The 15,745-nt window shown below is 68.0% G+C and carries 15 protein-coding genes and 1 pseudogene; 9 read left to right on the top strand and 7 right to left on the bottom strand.

Annotation, left to right across the window (positions count from 1 at the left end):
* Window positions 1-213 precede the first annotated feature (213 nt).
* Complete coding sequence (locus tag AC3WRI_RS04500) at window positions 214-969, top strand: sulfite exporter TauE/SafE family protein (protein ID WP_011617060.1); 756 nt, start codon at window positions 214-216, stop codon at window positions 967-969.
* Here the strand turns inward: AC3WRI_RS04500 and AC3WRI_RS04505 are convergent.
* Window positions 966-1,148, bottom strand: coding sequence for a hypothetical protein (locus tag AC3WRI_RS04505; RefSeq protein ID WP_041688072.1), 183 nt, complete (start codon window positions 1,146-1,148; stop codon window positions 966-968). The genes AC3WRI_RS04500 and AC3WRI_RS04505 overlap by 4 nt on opposite strands.
* A 56-nt stretch (window positions 1,149-1,204) precedes the next feature.
* Between AC3WRI_RS04505 and AC3WRI_RS04510 the strand changes: the two are divergent.
* From AC3WRI_RS04510 to alaC, 8 genes and pseudogenes are all read left to right on the top strand, one after another.
* Window positions 1,205-2,377: pseudogene (locus AC3WRI_RS04510) on the top strand (NAD-dependent succinate-semialdehyde dehydrogenase); the annotation flags it as partial.
* A 37-nt stretch (window positions 2,378-2,414) separates the two neighbouring features.
* Window positions 2,415-3,224: a 4-hydroxy-2-oxoheptanedioate aldolase gene (hpaI, locus tag AC3WRI_RS04515; RefSeq protein ID WP_011617062.1), complete on the top strand. Its 810-nt coding sequence runs from the start codon at window positions 2,415-2,417 to the stop codon at window positions 3,222-3,224.
* A gap of 25 nt (window positions 3,225-3,249) precedes the next feature.
* On the top strand, window positions 3,250-4,695 hold the full coding sequence (locus AC3WRI_RS04520) for an FAD-binding oxidoreductase (RefSeq protein ID WP_011617063.1): 1,446 nt from the start codon (window positions 3,250-3,252) through the stop codon (window positions 4,693-4,695).
* A 156-nt stretch (window positions 4,696-4,851) separates the two neighbouring features.
* Window positions 4,852-5,940: an MBL fold metallo-hydrolase gene (locus AC3WRI_RS04525; protein WP_011617064.1), complete on the top strand. Its 1,089-nt coding sequence runs from the start codon at window positions 4,852-4,854 to the stop codon at window positions 5,938-5,940.
* A 91-nt stretch (window positions 5,941-6,031) separates the two neighbouring features.
* On the top strand, window positions 6,032-6,739 hold the full coding sequence (locus AC3WRI_RS04530) for a PadR family transcriptional regulator (RefSeq protein ID WP_041688074.1): 708 nt from the start codon (window positions 6,032-6,034) through the stop codon (window positions 6,737-6,739).
* A gap of 78 nt (window positions 6,740-6,817) precedes the next feature.
* Window positions 6,818-7,645, top strand: a complete 828-nt coding sequence (locus AC3WRI_RS04535) for a siderophore-interacting protein (RefSeq protein ID WP_011617066.1) — start codon at window positions 6,818-6,820, stop codon at window positions 7,643-7,645.
* A 56-nt stretch (window positions 7,646-7,701) separates the two neighbouring features.
* Window positions 7,702-8,112 (top strand): hypothetical protein, encoded by a 411-nt coding sequence (locus AC3WRI_RS04540; RefSeq protein ID WP_010814114.1) that lies wholly within the window; start codon window positions 7,702-7,704, stop codon window positions 8,110-8,112.
* Window positions 8,113-8,242: 130 nt separating this feature from the next.
* Window positions 8,243-9,469 carry an alanine transaminase gene (gene alaC, locus AC3WRI_RS04545; RefSeq protein ID WP_011617067.1) on the top strand — a complete coding sequence of 409 codons (1,227 nt, stop codon included), beginning with the start codon at window positions 8,243-8,245 and terminating at the stop codon, window positions 9,467-9,469.
* A 13-nt stretch (window positions 9,470-9,482) separates the two neighbouring features.
* Here alaC and AC3WRI_RS04550 read toward each other — a convergent pair whose 3' ends face one another.
* Genes AC3WRI_RS04550 through AC3WRI_RS04575 form a run of 6 tightly spaced genes read right to left on the bottom strand, consistent with a single transcriptional unit; the run spans window position 9,483 to window position 15,714 of the window.
* On the bottom strand, window positions 9,483-10,151 hold the full coding sequence (locus AC3WRI_RS04550; protein ID WP_011617068.1) for a Crp/Fnr family transcriptional regulator: 669 nt from the start codon (window positions 10,149-10,151) through the stop codon (window positions 9,483-9,485).
* 14 nt (window positions 10,152-10,165) lie between these two features.
* Complete coding sequence (locus AC3WRI_RS04555; RefSeq protein ID WP_492292644.1) at window positions 10,166-11,293, bottom strand: enoyl-CoA hydratase/isomerase family protein; 1,128 nt, start codon at window positions 11,291-11,293, stop codon at window positions 10,166-10,168.
* A gap of 9 nt (window positions 11,294-11,302) precedes the next feature.
* A complete protein-coding gene (locus tag AC3WRI_RS04560; RefSeq protein WP_010814118.1) occupies window positions 11,303-12,073 on the bottom strand; it encodes an enoyl-CoA hydratase in 771 nt (256 codons plus the stop codon).
* Window positions 12,070-12,975, bottom strand: coding sequence for a 3-hydroxyisobutyrate dehydrogenase (gene mmsB, locus AC3WRI_RS04565; protein ID WP_011617070.1), 906 nt, complete (start codon window positions 12,973-12,975; stop codon window positions 12,070-12,072). The genes AC3WRI_RS04560 and mmsB overlap by 4 nt, the downstream gene beginning before the upstream one ends.
* A gap of 37 nt (window positions 12,976-13,012) precedes the next feature.
* The gene (locus AC3WRI_RS04570) at window positions 13,013-14,536 is read right to left on the bottom strand and encodes a CoA-acylating methylmalonate-semialdehyde dehydrogenase (protein WP_492292646.1); all 1,524 of its coding nucleotides are present in this window, start codon (window positions 14,534-14,536) and stop codon (window positions 13,013-13,015) included.
* Between the two features lie 44 nt (window positions 14,537-14,580).
* Window positions 14,581-15,714, bottom strand: a complete 1,134-nt coding sequence (locus AC3WRI_RS04575) for an acyl-CoA dehydrogenase family protein (RefSeq protein ID WP_010814121.1) — start codon at window positions 15,712-15,714, stop codon at window positions 14,581-14,583.
* Window positions 15,715-15,745: the final 31 nt, after the last annotated feature.

Here is a 15,745-nt window from a genome sequence, read left to right on the forward strand (position 1 = left end):
TTCACGCGGCCCGTTGCCCTTGTCGATGGCGACCATGCTAACGGAGCCGAAATGAACCGAACAGCATCACCTCATTGAAAAAATACCGTATCAGTTTTGCGCGGCGCAGCAGAGGCAGCGGCTGACAAGCAAGGCAAAGAAGTGCATAGTCATGCGCTTCCCAGAAGCCTTTGAACATCGCGTCCGCCACTGCCTGACGCGGCCCCGCTTGCCATGGATTCCACCTTGCTGATCGTGATCGCCGGCGCCGCCGTGGCCGGCTTTGTCCAGGGGCTGTCGGGCTTTGCCTTCGGCATGGTGGCGATGTCGTTCTGGGCCTGGGCGATCGAGCCGCAGCTGGCGTCGGCCATGACCGTGTTCGGCGCGCTTACCGGCCAGCTGCTGGCGGCGGTGTCGGTGCGGCGCGGGCTGTCGTGGCGGAGGCTGTGGCCGTTCGTGGCCGGCGGCGTGGCCGGCATCCCCCTGGGCGTGGCGATCCTGCCGATGCTCGACGCACAGTGGTTCAAGGTCGTGCTCGGCGGCTTTCTGACCCTGTGGTGCCCGGTGATGCTGATGGTGCGCAAGTTGCCCCATATCGGCGTGGGCGGGCGCGTGGCCGATGGCGTTGCCGGTGCGGCCGGCGGCGTGATGGGCGGCATCGGTGGTTTTACCGGCGTGGTCCCCACGCTGTGGTGCACGCTGCGCGGCTTCGACAAGGACGAACAGCGCGCGGTGATCCAGAACTTCAACCTCGCCACGCTGGCCATGACCATGGCCGCGTATGTGGGCAAGGGCATCGTCACGCGCGAGATGCTGCCGATGTTCCTGGTGGTGGCGCCCGCGATGCTGGTGCCAACGCTGCTGGGCACGCGGCTCTATCTGGGGATCAGCGAGGCCACCTTCCGCAAGGTCGTGCTGACGTTGCTGACCGTATCCGGCGTGGCGCTGCTGGCCACGTCGGCGCCGGTGTTGATGGCGCGTGCGGGCTAGACGGCCCTGACCTGCGCCGCAGCCTCGCGCAGGCATTCCACCAGCTGGTCGGTGCCGAGCGACGGCGCCCGTTCGCGCAGCGTGATGATGCCGACCGGGGGCAGGTCGACCGGCACGGCCATCTTCAGCACGTGCAACCGGCCTTCCTCCTGCAACGACAGCGCCACCGACTCAGCCATGAAACCGGCCGCGCCGCGCTGGCCGACGAAGGTGGCCTGCGCCAGGTAGGACGAGCAAGCCCCTCAAAGAGGCACGCGGCGAGGTACAGTACGGCGCGTCCTATGTCGAGTGGTTTGCCGAAGAGGCCACCCGCATCTGCGGCGATATCGTCGCCGAAGCCGAGCCTGGCCGCAAACTGCTGGTGCTGAAGGAGCCGGTGGGCGTGGTCGCGGCAATCACGCCGTGGAACTTCCCGCTGGCGATGATTGCCCGCAAGATCGCCCCCGCGCTGGCCGCCGGTTGCACGGTGGTGGCCAAGCCCGCCGAGGACACCCCGCTGACCGCGCTGGCGCTGGTATGGCTGGCGCAGCAGGCCGGCATGCCCGCGGGCGTGCTCAACATCGTCACCGCATCGCGCGAGCACACGCCGGGCATGGTCGATGCCTGGCTGGCCGACAGCCGCGTGCGCAAGATCACCTTTACCGGTTCCACGCCCGTGGGCAAGCACCTCGCGCGCGAATCGGCGGCCACGCTGAAGAAGCTGTCGCTGGAGCTGGGCGGCAACGCGCCCTTCATCGTCTTCGAGGACGCCGATCTCGATGCCGCCGTCGATGGCCTGATGGCGTTCAAGTTCCGCAACGGCGGCCAGACCTGCGTGTGCCCGAACCGGGTCTATGTGCACGACACCGTGCACGACGCCTTTGTCGAGTGCCTGGCACAGCGCGTTGGCGCGCTCCACGTCGGCCCCGCCACGGAAGAGGCCGCGCAGATCGGTCCCATGATCAATGCCCGCGCCGTCCTCAAGATCGCACGCCATGTGGAAGACGCCGTCGCCCGGGGCGCGCGCGTGGTCACCGGCGGCAAGCGCGTGCGCACCGCCGACGGCCCGCACTACTACGCACCGACGGTGCTGGCCGATGCGGCCCCCGCGATGGAGCTGTCGTGCGAAGAGACCTTCGGCCCGGTCGCGCCGATCTTTCGTTTCCGCGATGAAGCCGAGGTGATCCGCGACGCCAACGACACCCCGTTCGGCCTCGCTGCTTACTTCTACTCCAGCGACATCCGCCGCATCTGGCGCGTGGCGCAGGCGCTGGAGACCGGCATGGTCGGCATCAACGAGGGCGCGATCGCGGCCGAGGCGGCGCCGTTCGGCGGCGTCAAGGAATCCGGCTACGGGCGCGAAGGCTCGCGCCACGGGCTGGACGACTACATGCATACCAAGTACCTTTGCCAGGGTCAGCTCGGCTGAAGCGCCGGGCCCATCGATCATCGAACCGGAACACACCATGCCCGCAAACAATCCCTTCAAGACTGCGCTGGCCGCCCGCCAGGCGCAGATCGGCCTGTGGCTGTCGATGGCAACGCCATACCTGGCCGAAGTGTCCGCCACCGCAGGCTTTGACTGGCTGCTGATCGACGGCGAACACGCCCCCAACGACCTGCGCTCGACGCTGCACGCGCTGCAGGCGGTGGCGCCATACCCGGTCCAGCCCGTGGTGCGTGCCGTCGCCGGTGAAGTGCCGCTGATCAAGCAGTTGCTCGACATCGGCGTGCGCAGCCTGCTCGTGCCGATGGTGGATACCGCGGAACAGGCGCGCATGGTGGTCAGCGCTACGCGCTACCCCCCGCAAGGCATCCGCGGCGTGGGCAGCGCGATTGCGCGCGCCTCGCAGTGGAGCGCCCGCACCGACTACCTCGATGTGGCCGACGATGAAGTCTGCCTGCTGGTGCAGGCCGAAACCGTCACCGCATTGCAGAACCTGGAAGCAATCTGCGCGGTGGATGGTATCGACGGCGTCTTTATCGGCCCGGCCGACCTGGCTGCGTCGATGGGCCACCGCGGCCGCCCCGGTCACCCGGAGGTGCAGGCCGCCATCGAAGGCGCGATGCGCACCATCATTGCCAGCGGCAAGGCCGCCGGCACGCTGACGTCGGACCCGGCACTGGCACGCCGCTACCTGGACCTGGGCTGCACCTTCGTGGCCACGGGCGTGGACGTGATGCTGTATGCCAACGCCGCGCGCAAGCTTGCCGCATCGTTCCGCGAGCAGCCCTCTGACGCTCCCGCCGCAGACAAGCCTTCCGCCGCGTACTGACCCGTATCTCCTTCGCCTTACACCCATGCCAGCCGAAACCCCGACCCCAGACACCACCTTGCGCGCGATGCAGGCCATCGTTGGTGCAAGCGCCTGCCGCAGCGGCGACGCCGACACGCAGGCCTACGTCACCGACTACCGCGGCATCTACCGCGGCCAGGCCCAGGTAGTGGTGCTGCCGTCATCGACGGAAGAGGTCAGCCAGGTGCTGCAGTGGTGCCATGCCCGGCGTGTGCCGGTGGTGCCGCAGGGCGGCAATACCTCGCTGATGGGCGGCGCCGTGCCGGACGACAGCGGCACCGCCGTGGTCGTCAACCTCAGCCGCATGAACCGCGTGCTGGACCTCGACACCATCAACGACACCATGACCGTGCAGTCCGGCGTCACGCTGAGCGCGGCGCGCAGCGCCGCCGAGGCCTGGCAACGCCTGTTCCCGCTGCGCATCGGCTCCGAAGGCTCATGCCAGATCGGCGGCAACCTGTCGACCAATGCCGGCGGCACCGCGGTGCTGCGCTACGGCAATATGCGCGACCTCGTGCTCGGCATCGAGGTGGTGCTGCCCGATGGCCGCATCTACTCATCGCTGCGCGGCCTGCGCAAGGACAACACCGGCTACGACCTCAAGCAGCTGTTCGTCGGCGCGGAAGGTACGCTCGGCATCATCACCGGCGCCGTGCTCAAGCTGATGCCGCAGCCGCGCAGCAGCGCCGTGGCCTTTGTCGCCGTACAGGACCCCGCCGCGGCCGTGGCCTTGCTGGGTGAAGCCAAGCGCCTGTCCGGCCAGGCCGTGACCGCGTTCGAGCTGATCTCGCGGCCCGCGCTGGAACTGGTGCTTGAATATCTTGGCAACGTGGCTTCGCCGCTGCAGGACAAGCACGAGTGGATGGTGCTGATCGAACTCACCTCCGGGACCGATGCGGAAAGCCTCAACGCCACGCTGATGGAAATCCTCGAATCCGGCTTCAGCCAGGGCCTGGTGCAGGACGCCGCAGTGGCCGCCAGCCTGTCCGACGCCCAGACTTTCTGGCGCATCCGCGAAGAGATCTCCGACGCCCAGACCCGCACCGGCGGCAGCATCAAGTGCGATGTCTCGGTGCCGCTGTCGCGCATCGCTACGTTTGTGGAGGAAGCCTCGGCCAGGGTGCTGGAGCTGGTGCCGGACGCGCGCATGGTGATCTACGGCCATATGGGCGACGGCAATGTGCACTTCAACCCGCTGCGACCCAGGGATCAGCCAGGAAAAGAGTTCCTGGCGCAGTGGTATGAGCGGGTCTCGGCACTGGTCGACGGCATGGCCCATGCGGAAAACGGCTCGATCTCGGCCGAGCACGGCATCGGCGTGGCCAAGCGCGACGACCTGACGCGCTACAAGTCCCAGGTGGAACTGGAGCTGATGTGGCAGGTGAAGCAGGCGCTTGATCCGTTGAACCTGCTGAATCCGGGCAAGGTGCTGCCGACGCCGGCCCGATAGCTCACCGCTATTCCACACCACGGAACGCGGGCAGGGCGCGCGTAGCAGGAATCGCCCATCTGGGCTAAGGTGTCAGCTATCCAGAACGCGCGGAGCCGGGGCATTGCCGCACCGGCCAACGCGCACAGCACGGCCGGCCCACCGGCCCAGATACCGATGAGCGCCCAATCCCCCGACATCGCCCTCGCAGCCGCCCCCATCTCCCTCGAAAAGCCCGAGCTCGACTACCCCTGTGGCGACGCGCCCGAACCCGGCCGTGCCCGCGAGGTAGCGCCCGGTGTGCTGTGGCTGCGCATGCCGATGCCACTGGGCCTGAACCACATCAACCTGTGGGCCATCCGCGACGGCAGCGGCTGGGCCGCCGTCGACGCCGGGTTGCAGACCCCGGAAACCGCCCAGGCCTGGCGCGCGCTGTTCGCCGCAAGCGGCCCGCTCGCGGGCGGCCTGACGCGCCTGTTCGTGACCCATATGCACCCCGACCACATCGGCATGGCCGGGTGGCTGACCGGCAAGTTCGACTGCCAGCTGTGGATGACGCGGCTGGAATACCTGATGTGCCGCGTGCTGGCGGCGGATACGGGGCGAGCGGCGCCCGATGACGCGATCGAGTTCTATCGCAAGGCCGGCTGGGACGACGAAGCGATCGAGGTGTACCGCACCCGCTTCGGCGGCTTCGGCAAATATGTCCACGCCTTGCCCGAGAGCTTCCACCGCCTGTCCGATGCCGACACCGTGCGCATCGGCGCGCACGACTGGCAGGTCATCGTCGGCACCGGCCATTCGCCCGAACATGCCTGCCTGTACTGCCCGGCGCTGAAGCTGCTGGTGTCAGGCGACCAGGTGCTGCCGCGCATTTCCTCCAACGTATCGGTGTTCCCGACCGAGCCCGATGCCGATCCGATGCAGGACTGGCTGGCCTCGCTGGACAAGGTGCGCGCTGCCGTGCCGGACGATGTGATGGTGCTGCCGGCGCATAACGAACCGTTCCGTGGGCTGCATGCGCGGATTGACTATCTGCGGGCGAGCCAGATGCAGGCGCTGGACCGCTTGCGTGGCGCGTTGGGGACGCCGAAGCGGGCGGTGGATGTGTTTGGTGAGTTGTTCTCGCGCCCCATCACCGGAAGCGGCGGGCTGTTGGGGATGGCTACCGGCGAGAGCATTGCGCACCTGAACTACCTGCTGGAGCGGGGCGAGGCGGTGCGTGAGACCGGTCCCGATGGCTGCCACTGGTACCGCATGAGGTAATCCCCAGGCGGCGGGGACTGCCGCGTCGCCTTGACTTCCACTCGTACGATATATATCGTAAGATATGTTTTACGACATATCGGAGGCAGTCATGCGCCATCATTCCCACCCTTTTGGCTCCTCAGGCCACGGCCGTCACCTGCTGATGCGCCTTTTGCCTCACTTTGAGCGCCACTTCGCCCACCACGCCATGGGCCGCCACGGCGGCGGCTTCTGGGGCGGCGGGCATGACGACGGCTTCGGCCCTGCCGGCGCCGATGGTCCCGGCAGCTTCGACGGCGAAGGCTGGCGCCGGGGCCGCAAGTTCAGCGCCGATGACCTGCAGTTGCTGCTGCTGGCGATGCTCGAAGAGAAGCCGAGCCACGGCTACGAACTGATCAAGGCGATCGAGACCCGTACCAACGGCTTCTACAAGCCGAGTCCCGGCGTGGTCTATCCGGCCCTGACTTACCTGGAAGAAGTCGGCTACGCCACCGTCGATACGGAAGGCAACAAGAAGCGCTACCAGCTGTCCGAGACCGGCAAGGCCCACCTGGCGGCCAACCGCGAGCGGGTCGAGGTGATGATTGCCAAGCTGCGCCACGTGGCGCGCAAGGTTGAGTGGATGCGGCGCGCCATGAGCGGTGAGCCGCAGCCCGAGCCGGAGCAGGGCGGCTGGCTGCCCGAGCTGATGCAAGCCCGCGCCGCGATCAAGCGTGCCATTGCGCTGCGCAGCGATGCGGGCGCCGACGAGCAGCGCCGCATCGCGGAGATCCTGCTGCGCGCGGCGGCCGAGATCGAAGCGGTGCGCAAGGCCTGACATGTGGCACTGACGCTGGCTGCGGCCATCGGCAACCTGACCCGGCAGGTGCCGGGTTCTATCCCAAGGAATTCCAATATGAGTGAGAACAATCAAGCCTCCGCACGCGACCTGACTGTGCAGCGCGTGCGCCATCCGCTCAAGATGCGCCTGCTGCAAGTGGTGCGCACCACGCAAGTGTCACCGCAGTTGCTGCGTGTCACGCTTGGCGGCGCTGATCTGCAGGACTTTGTCTCGGCGTCGTTCGACGACCACGTCAAGGTCTTCTTCCCGGTGGACGGCGCTGACAAGCCGGTGCTGCCGCAGGTCACCCCGGACGGCATCACCTTCCCCGAAGGCCAGCCGCGGCCGCCCGCGCGCGACTACACGCCGCGCCGCTACGATGGGGCGAAGCAGGAGCTGGATATCGAGTTCGTGCTGCATGGCGATGGCCCCGCGTCGACCTGGGCCGCGCAGGCGCAGCCGGGCCAGTACCTGGGCGTGGGCGGGCCGCGCGGCTCGTTCGTGGTGCCCACGGCGTTCGACTGGCACCTGCTGATCGGCGACGATACCGCGCTGCCGGCGATCGCCCGGCGCCTGGAAGAGCTCGGGGCCGATACGCGCGCCATCGTGGTGGTGGAAGTGGGCAATGCCGCGTCGCAGATTCCTCTGCCGACGCAGGCGCAATGCGATGTGCACTGGCTGCATCGTGACGATGCGCTGGAAGGCAGCCTGCTGGAAGGGGTGCTACGCAAGCTCACGCTGCCGCGCGGCGAGGGTTATGTGTGGGCCGCTGGTGAAGCCGCGGCGATGAAAGCGGTGCGCCAGTACCTGGTCAGCGAACGCGGTGTCGACAAGCGCCGTATCCGCGCGTCGGCGTACTGGAAGCGTGGCGCTTCGGCGGTGCATGAGACGCTGGACGACTGAAGCGGGCGGGGTGCCGGTAAGATAGTGCGACCGCCATCCGCCAGGGAGACCCTGCCGTGCAGCCTTCGCCCACCTTTCGCCGCTTCACGATCAGCCGGCGCTTCGCGCTGGCCTGCGCCTGCGCAGCGTTGCTGGCGGCCTGTGCGCCGGACTCCGTGCGCAATATCCAGGCCAAGGGCTTCAATGCCTATCTCGATTCGCTGCAGACCGCTTGCCCCAACATGGTGGTTGGCTCCAGCAATATCAGCGACTGGCTGCGCACCAGTGGCAGCAGGGGCGACGACAACTACGTCTACTGGCTGGACCAGACCTCGCGGCTCTACTACCAGCGCATCTCGCCAACGCAGTATCGGGATTCGGTCAGCGCGGCGCTTGGCGGCAAGTCAGATTCGCGCGCGCTGGACTGCATCGTGCGCAACCTGCCGCCGGACCGGCCGACGCGTCCGCCGGGCGGCAAGCTGCTTTGATCTTTCGCGCGGCCTCACGTGACCGTTGTGCATTCGCCGCATCCCCGCTAACATGAGTCTCCGGCAGCCGAGACAACGGCTGCCGACGTCGCTCGGACGGTTCCGGGCGCTTACGTAAAGGACTTCCTCCATGACTGCCGCTTCTGGCAAGCGCCGCTTTGCGCGCATCGATCGCCTTCCCCCGTACGTTTTCAATATCACCGCCGAGCTGAAGATGGCCGCCCGCCGCCGTGGCGAGGACATCATCGACATGAGCATGGGCAACCCCGATGGCGCCACGCCGGCGCATATCGTGGCCAAGCTCACGGAAGCGGCGCAACGGCCCGATACGCACGGCTATTCGGCCTCCAAGGGCATCCCGCGGCTGCGCCGCGCGATCGCGCACTGGTACCGCGAACGCTATGACGTGGAGATTGACCCGGATACCGAGGCCATCGTCACCATCGGGTCCAAGGAAGGCCTGGCGCACTTGATGCTGGCCACGCTGGACCGCGGCGACACGGTGCTGGTGCCCGATCCCAGCTACCCCATCCATATCTACGGCGCGGTCATTGCCGGCGCGGATATCCGCTCGGTGCCGCTGGTGCCGGGCATCGATTTCTTTGCCGAGCTGGAGCGCGCCATCCGCGGCAGCTATCCCAAGCCGAAGATGATCGTGCTGGGCTTTCCGTCCAACCCCACCGCGCAATGCGTGGAGCTGGACTTCTTCGAGCGCGTGATTGCGCTGGCACGCAAGCACGACATCTTCGTGGTGCACGACCTGGCCTATGCCGACATCGTGTTCGATGGCTGGAAGGCGCCGTCGATCATGCAGGTGCCGGGCGCCAAGGACATCGCGGTGGAGTTCTTCACGCTGTCCAAGAGCTACAACATGGCGGGCTGGCGCGTGGGCTTCATGGTGGGCAACCCGGACCTGGTGGCGGCGCTGACGCGCATCAAGAGCTATCACGACTACGGCACCTTCACGCCGCTGCAGATCGCGGCCATTGCCGCGCTGGAGGGCGACCAGCAATGCGTCAGCGAGATCGCCGCGCAGTACCAGTCGCGCCGTGACGTGCTGGCGCGCGGGCTGATCGAAGCAGGCTGGCCGGTGGAGATCCCGAAGGCGTCGATGTATATCTGGGCGCGGATTCCCGAGCCGTACCGCGCGCTGGGCTCGCTGGAATTCTCCAAGCAGCTGCTGGCCAAGGCCAAGGTATCGGTCTCGCCGGGCATCGGCTTTGGCGACTATGGCGACGAGTATGTGCGCTTTGCCCTGATCGAGAACGAATCGCGCATCCGGCAGGCGGTGCGGGGCATCAAGGCGATGTTCCGGGCCGACGGGCTGGTCAAGCCGGCATCAACCGCGCAGGCATGAACCAGCGCTGCGCTCAGTAGCGGCGCAGCGCCTCCAGGTCAAGCACATGCACCACGCTGTGCTTGACCGCCAGCAAGCCTTCATCCTCCAGCACCTTGAGCGCCGCATTAGCCCGCTGGCGCGAGATGCCCGCCAGCAGGCCGACTTCTTCCTGCGTCAGATGCAACGCCGGGCCCGGTCCGGAAGGGCATAGCACGGGATGGAATAGCGTAGCCAGCGCCCGCGCCACGCGTCCTTCGATGCCGTGCAGCCGCTCATGCTCTACGGTGGCGATAAACAGGCCCAGCCTTTCATTGAGCTGGTCGAGCAGATAGCGGTTGAAGGGAAGGCTGGTCTCCTGCAGCCAGCGGAACGTCGCCCCCGGCATGCAGGCGATGCGTGAATCGCGCAGGGCCACTACGTCATAGCGCAGCGCCTCGCGCTTGAGCAGGGAGCCTTCACCGAGCCAGCCACCGGCCGGCACGCCGGTCAGCGTCGCGCGCTTGCCCGAGGGCGATGCGCAATGCACCTTGACCAGGCCTTGTGCGATGCCAAGCCAGCAGTCGGCCAGGTCGCCCTTGCGGATGACATAGGCGCCTTGCGGCACCGCGCGCTCACGCAGTTCGGCGCGCACGCGCTGGCGTTGCTCCGGGGTCAGTGCCGCCGCCCAGGGGCTGCGCGCCAGCAGCGCGTCGAGGCTCACGGTGGTGCATCCGCTCAGGCGGGCAGGGGCAGCGGCTGTTCGCCCGGTGCCCACCACGGCCGGAACAGCGCCTGCACGGCGACGTCATCGACGGCTTCATAGCTGGCGATGCGCCAGTGCGGCGTGTTGTCCTTGTCGACGATCAGCGCGCGCACGCCTTCGATGAAGTCCCCCTGCGAGAACGTGTTGACCACCACCGCCAGTTCCATGCGGAAGCAGTCGGCCAGGTCCATGCGGCGGCCGCGCAGCAGCAGTTCGCGCGTGGCGCAGGCGGACAGCGGCGAGCGGGTGCGCAGCACGTCGATGGTGCGCGTGGCCCAGGCGGTGTAGGCCGGGTCGTCCTGGCAGGCCAGTCCGGCCAGGATCTCGGGCAGCGTGGCATGCGCCGGGAAGTGCTGCAGCAGCGCCGGCAGCACCTGCAGCAGCGGCGCGTCGGCGGCGCTGGCCACCGGCTCGCGCACCAGCGCATGGCGCAGGTCAGCGAGCGCGTCATGGCCCCAGGCGATGCCGGCGAGGGTCTGCTCCAGCCCGGCCAGCGTGGCGCTGTCCACCGCGGCATCGGCCAGCCCGCACAGCAGCGCGTCGGCCGCGCCGATGGTGACTCCGGTCAGTCCCAGGTACAGGGCCAGCTGCACCGGCAGCTTCGACAGGAAATGGCTGGCGCCCACGTCCGGCACCAGGCCGATACCGGTCTCCGGCATGGCCACGCGCGAGCGTTCGGTGACGATGCGCAGGTGCGCGGCCTGCGCCAGGCCCATGCCGCCGCCCATGACGATGCCGTCCATCAGCGCCACCAGCGGCTTGGGATAGCGGTGCAGGCGGTAATCCAGCGTGTATTCGTCGATGAAGAAGCGCCGGTGCAGCGGGGTGCCGTCGCGGTAGCTGTCGGTCAGCGCGCGGATGTCGCCGCCGGCGCAGAAGGCCTTGGGGCCGGCGCCGCGCAGCACCACTGCGCGGACGGCGTCATCCCGCGCCCAGGCTTCCATCTGCGCACCAAGCGCGACGATCATCGGGTACGACAGGGCATTGAGCTGGCGCGGCCGGTTCAGCGTGGCAATGCCGACACCGTTGACGACCTGGAACAGCACCTCCGGCTCGGCGGCATCCAGGTTGGCGGCCTTGGTCTCTTCAGTCAGGCGCATGGCGGGCTCCTAGGCGTTGCGCCATTGCGGCGTTCGTTTCTCGAGGAAGGCGTTGACGCCTTCGCGCTGATCGGCATCGTCGAAGAGGTCGACAAAGCGCTCGCGCTCCAGCGCCAGCGCGGCCTGGCGTGGCACGCCCTGGCGCGCAAGGTGCACCAGCCGCTTGCTGTGCGCGGCGGCCCGGGGACTCACGTTGCAGGCGCGCTCAGCCATCGCCAGCGCGGTGGCGATGGCCTGGCCGCGCGGCACGACTTCTTCCACCAGCCCGATGCGCAACGCGGTGGCGGCATCCACGCGCTCGTTGGTCAGGATCATGCGCTTGGCCCAGCCTTCGCCGACCAGCCACGGCAGCGTCTGCGTGCCGCAGCCGCACGGCAGCAGGCCGACCGCGGCTTCAGGCAGGGCCATCTGCGCGTGTTCCTCGACGATGCGGATATCGCAGGCCAGTGCGCATTCCAGCCCGCCGCCCATGGCATAGCCGTTGATCGCGGCGATCACCACGGGCCGCGCGTTCTGCAGGGCCTCGAAGGCGCTGCCGAACTGCTGCGCCATCACGCGGGCATGGGCGCGGTCGCCCTCGGCGAAGCCGTTCAGGTCGGCGCCGGCGCTGAAGAACTTCTCGCCGGCACCGGTGACCACCACGGCGCGCACTTCGGGGTTGGCGTCGATCTTTGCCACCAGCTCGCGCAACTGCTGCAGGCCTTCCGCAGTGAAGGCGTTGGCGGGCGGGCGGCTCAGCGTCAGCGTGGCGACGTGGCCGTGCAGGGCGAACTCGATCATTGCTTGCCCTCCTTGTCGGCGGCGGACAGGTACTGGCGGATCACGCCGGAGAAGTCGAGCTGGCCGTCGCCGGCATGGCTCACGGCCTGGTAGACCTGCTGCGCCAGCGCGCCCAGGAACAGCGGCTGCTTCACGCTGCGCGCGGCGTCGTTGGCCAGGCCCAGGTCCTTGAGCATCAGGTCGGCGCCAAAGCCGCCGGTGTAGCCGCGCCCGGCCGGTGCGGCCTCGATCACGCCGGGCCAGGGGTTGCAGGTATCCGAGGCCCAGCAGCGGCCGGTGGAGGTATTGACGATGCCGGCCAGCACATTGGCGTCGATGCCCAGCTTGACGCCCAGCGCCATCGCCTCGGATACGCCGATCATGGAGATGCCGAGGATCAGGTTGTTGCAGATCTTGGCGACCTGGCCGGTGCCGGTGCCGCCGCAGTGGACCAGGTTGCGCCCCATGCCGGCCAGCACCGGGCGCACCTGGGCGAACAGTGCTTCGGTGGCGCCGACCATGAAGGTCAGCGTGCCGGCCTGGGCGCCAACGGTGCCGCCGGAGACCGGTGCATCGGCCAGCGCATTGCCGTGCGCCTCGGCGGCAGCGGCCAGTTCGCGCACGGTGGCGGGGTCGATGGTGCTGGAATCCACCAGCGGCACGCCCGGGCGCACGCCGGCCAGCACGCCTTCCGGGCCCAGGTAGGCGCTGCGCACATGGGCAGCGGCGGGCAGCATGGTGATGACAAAGTCTGCTTCGGCCACGGCCTTTCGGGCGGAATCCGCGGTGGCGGCGCCCTCGGCGCACAGCGACGCCACCGCCGCGGCGTTCAGGTCGAATACGGTCAGCGTATGGCCGGCCTTGAGCAGGTTGCGCGCCATGGGCGCGCCCATGTTGCCGAGGCCGATGAAGGCGATATGCATGGGGTCTCCTTCCGTGTCGTTCTTGAATGCCGCCCGATTACTTCAGGCTGATGGTGGTGTTCACCCCATCGTTGACCGTCGCGTCATCAAACCACCGCGCCGTCACCGTCTTGGTCTGCGTATAGAACTGCACCACCTGCTTGCCGTACGGACCCAGGTCGCCCAGCTTGGAGCCACGCGATCCGGTGAAGCTGAAGTAGGGCACCGGCACCGGGATGGGGATGTTGATGCCGACCTGGCCCACGTCGATCTCGCTCTGGAACTTGCGCGCCGCGGCGCCGCTCTGCGTGAACACGCCGGTGCCGTTGCCGAACGGGTTGCGGTTGACCAGGGCGATGGCCTCGTCCAGCGTATCGACGCCGATCACCACCAGCACCGGCCCGAAGATCTCCTCGGTGTAGATCGACATGTCGGTCCGGACATCGGTAAAGATGGTCGGGCCGATGAAGTTGCCCTGCGGAAAGCCCGGCACCTCCACGCCGCGGCCATCCAGCACCAGCGTCGCGCCTTCGCGCTCGCCGGCGGCGATGAGGCCGAGGATCCGTTCCTTTGCCGCCACCGATACCACGGGGCCGACATCGGTGCCTGCTTCAGCGCCGGCGCCGACTTTCAGGGTCTTGGCGCGTTCGACCAGGTCGGGCACCCAGTCGCGTGCCGCCCCCACCAGCACCACCACCGAGGTGGCCATGCAACGCTGGCCGGCCGCGCCGAAGCCTGCACCGGCCAGCGCGTTCAGCGTCTGCTCCTTGTGCGCATCGGGCAGTACCACGGCATGATTTTTCGCGCCCATCATCGACTGCACGCGCTTGCCGTGCGCGCCGGCCAGGTTATAGACATGGGTGCCAACGGCGGTCGAGCCCACGAACGACACCGCCTTGATGTCCGGGTGCGTGCACAGCGCATCGACCACGTCCTTGGCGCCGTGCACCACGTTCAGCACGCCCGGCGGCACGCCGGCTTCCAGCGCCAGCTTGACCAGCTCCACGGTGGACAGCGGGTCCTGCTCCGACGGCTTGAGCACAAAGGTATTGCCGCACACGATCGCCATCGGGAACATCCACAGCGGGATCATCGCCGGGAAGTTGAACGGGGTGATACCCGCGCACACGCCAATCGGCTGCTGCAGCGTGTAGGTGTCGACGGTGGCGGCCACGTTCTCGGCAAAGCCCCCTTGCTGCAGGGTGCCGATCGAACAGGCGTGTTCGACCACCTCCAGCCCGCGGAAGATGTCGCCCTCGGCATCGGCCAGGGTCTTGCCCTGCTCGGCGGTCAGGATGGCGGCGATACGCTTGCTGTGCTCGCGGATCAGGGCCTGGAAGCGCAGCATGACGCGCAGCCGTGCGCCGATGGGCGTGTGGCGCCACGTGGCAAAGGCGCGGTGTGCGGCGCCCACGGCAGCGGCGACCTCGCTTGCGGTGGCCAGCGGCACGCGTGCCAGCACTTCCTGCGTGGCGGGATTGACCACGTTGCGGAATTCGGTGGCGGATGAATCCACCCATTCGCCGTTGATCAGCAGCGGCACGGTCGGCACGGCATTGTCGGTCTTGGGCACGGCACTCATGGTTGTCTCCGGAAGGTCTGGTTCTGTTGGCAAGGGATGGGGGACTACAGGCTGCGCGCGATCAGCATGCGCTGGATCTCGCTGGTGCCTTCGTAGATCTGGGTGATGCGGGCGTCGCGGTAGTGGCGCTCGACCGGGTAGTCTTCGAGGTAGCCGTAGCCGCCGTGGATCTGCAACGCCTTGGAGCACACGCGCTCGGCCAGCTCGGACGCATACAGCTTGGCCTGCGAGGCTTCGGACAGGCACGGCACGCCTTCGCTGCGCATGCGCGCGGCGCGGTGCACCAGCAGGCGCGCGGCGTTCAGCTCGGTGGCCATGTCGGCCAGCATGTTGGCAATGGGCGGGTGTTCACGCAGTGCGCGGCCGAACTGGATGCGTTCAGATGCATAGCGACATGCGGCCTCGAAGGCTGAGCGTGCAATGCCGATTGCCTGCGCGGCGATGCCGATGCGTCCGCCTTCCAGGTTGGACAGCGCAATGCGCAGGCCCTCGCCGGGCTCGCCCAGCAGTGCGTCATGCGGCACGGTGCAGTCTTCCAGCGTGATCGCGCAGGTGTCCGAGGCGCGGATGCCGAGCTTTTTCTCCGGGGCGTGGACGATAAAGCCGGGGGTGTTTGTGGGGACAAGGAAGGCCGAGATGCCCTTCTTGCCGCGCTCGGGCTCGGTCGAGGCGAACACCACCGCCACACCGGCGCGCTGGCCGTTGGTGACGAACTGCTTGCTGCCGTTGAGCACCCAGCCGTTGTCGGTGAAGCGCGCGCGCGTGCGCAGGTTGTGCGCCTCGGAGCCGGCCTGCGGCTCGGTCAGGCAGAACGCGCCGATCAGCTCGCCGCTGGCCAGCCGCGCCAGGTAGCGTTCTTTCTGCGCATCGGTGCCATAGTGCAGGACCGGCCCGCAGCCGACCGAGTTGTGCACGCTCATCATCGTGGCGCAGGCGGCGCAGCCGGCGGCAATTTCTTCGATGGCGAGCGCATAGGCGACGTAGTCGGTATAGGTGCCGCCCCATTCCTCGGGAACGATCATGCCCAGTAGCCCCAGCGCGCCCATCTCGGCGACGACTTCATCGGGCAGGCGGCCGTCGCGGTCCCATTGCGCGGCGCCCACTGCCAGCCGTTCGCTGGCAAAGGCGCGCGCGCTGTCGCGGATCATGGTTTGCTCTTCGGTGTAGTCGCTGTGCATGGCAGATGAGGGTGGGGGTTTGGAGCCGCGC

The organism is Cupriavidus sp. FW305-27 (assembly GCF_058787995.1).

What these genes read in the sequence shown, in the direction of transcription:
- AC3WRI_RS04500 (WP_011617060.1), top strand. Translation starts at nt 214, where the DNA reads ATGGATTCCACCTTGCTGATCGTGATCGCCGGCGCCGCCGTGGCCGGC.
- AC3WRI_RS04505 (WP_041688072.1), bottom strand. Translation starts at nt 1,148, where the DNA reads ATGGCTGAGTCGGTGGCGCTGTCGTTGCAGGAGGAAGGCCGGTTGCAC.
- hpaI (WP_011617062.1), top strand. Translation starts at nt 2,415, where the DNA reads ATGCCCGCAAACAATCCCTTCAAGACTGCGCTGGCCGCCCGCCAGGCG.
- AC3WRI_RS04520 (WP_011617063.1), top strand. Translation starts at nt 3,250, where the DNA reads ATGCCAGCCGAAACCCCGACCCCAGACACCACCTTGCGCGCGATGCAG.
- AC3WRI_RS04525 (WP_011617064.1), top strand. Translation starts at nt 4,852, where the DNA reads ATGAGCGCCCAATCCCCCGACATCGCCCTCGCAGCCGCCCCCATCTCC.
- AC3WRI_RS04530 (WP_041688074.1), top strand. Translation starts at nt 6,032, where the DNA reads ATGCGCCATCATTCCCACCCTTTTGGCTCCTCAGGCCACGGCCGTCAC.
- AC3WRI_RS04535 (WP_011617066.1), top strand. Translation starts at nt 6,818, where the DNA reads ATGAGTGAGAACAATCAAGCCTCCGCACGCGACCTGACTGTGCAGCGC.
- alaC (WP_011617067.1), top strand. Translation starts at nt 8,243, where the DNA reads ATGACTGCCGCTTCTGGCAAGCGCCGCTTTGCGCGCATCGATCGCCTT.
- AC3WRI_RS04555 (WP_492292644.1), bottom strand. Translation starts at nt 11,293, where the DNA reads ATGCGCCTGACTGAAGAGACCAAGGCCGCCAACCTGGATGCCGCCGAG.
- AC3WRI_RS04560 (WP_010814118.1), bottom strand. Translation starts at nt 12,073, where the DNA reads ATGATCGAGTTCGCCCTGCACGGCCACGTCGCCACGCTGACGCTGAGC.
- mmsB (WP_011617070.1), bottom strand. Translation starts at nt 12,975, where the DNA reads ATGCATATCGCCTTCATCGGCCTCGGCAACATGGGCGCGCCCATGGCG.
- AC3WRI_RS04570 (WP_492292646.1), bottom strand. Translation starts at nt 14,536, where the DNA reads ATGAGTGCCGTGCCCAAGACCGACAATGCCGTGCCGACCGTGCCGCTG.
- AC3WRI_RS04575 (WP_010814121.1), bottom strand. Translation starts at nt 15,714, where the DNA reads ATGCACAGCGACTACACCGAAGAGCAAACCATGATCCGCGACAGCGCG.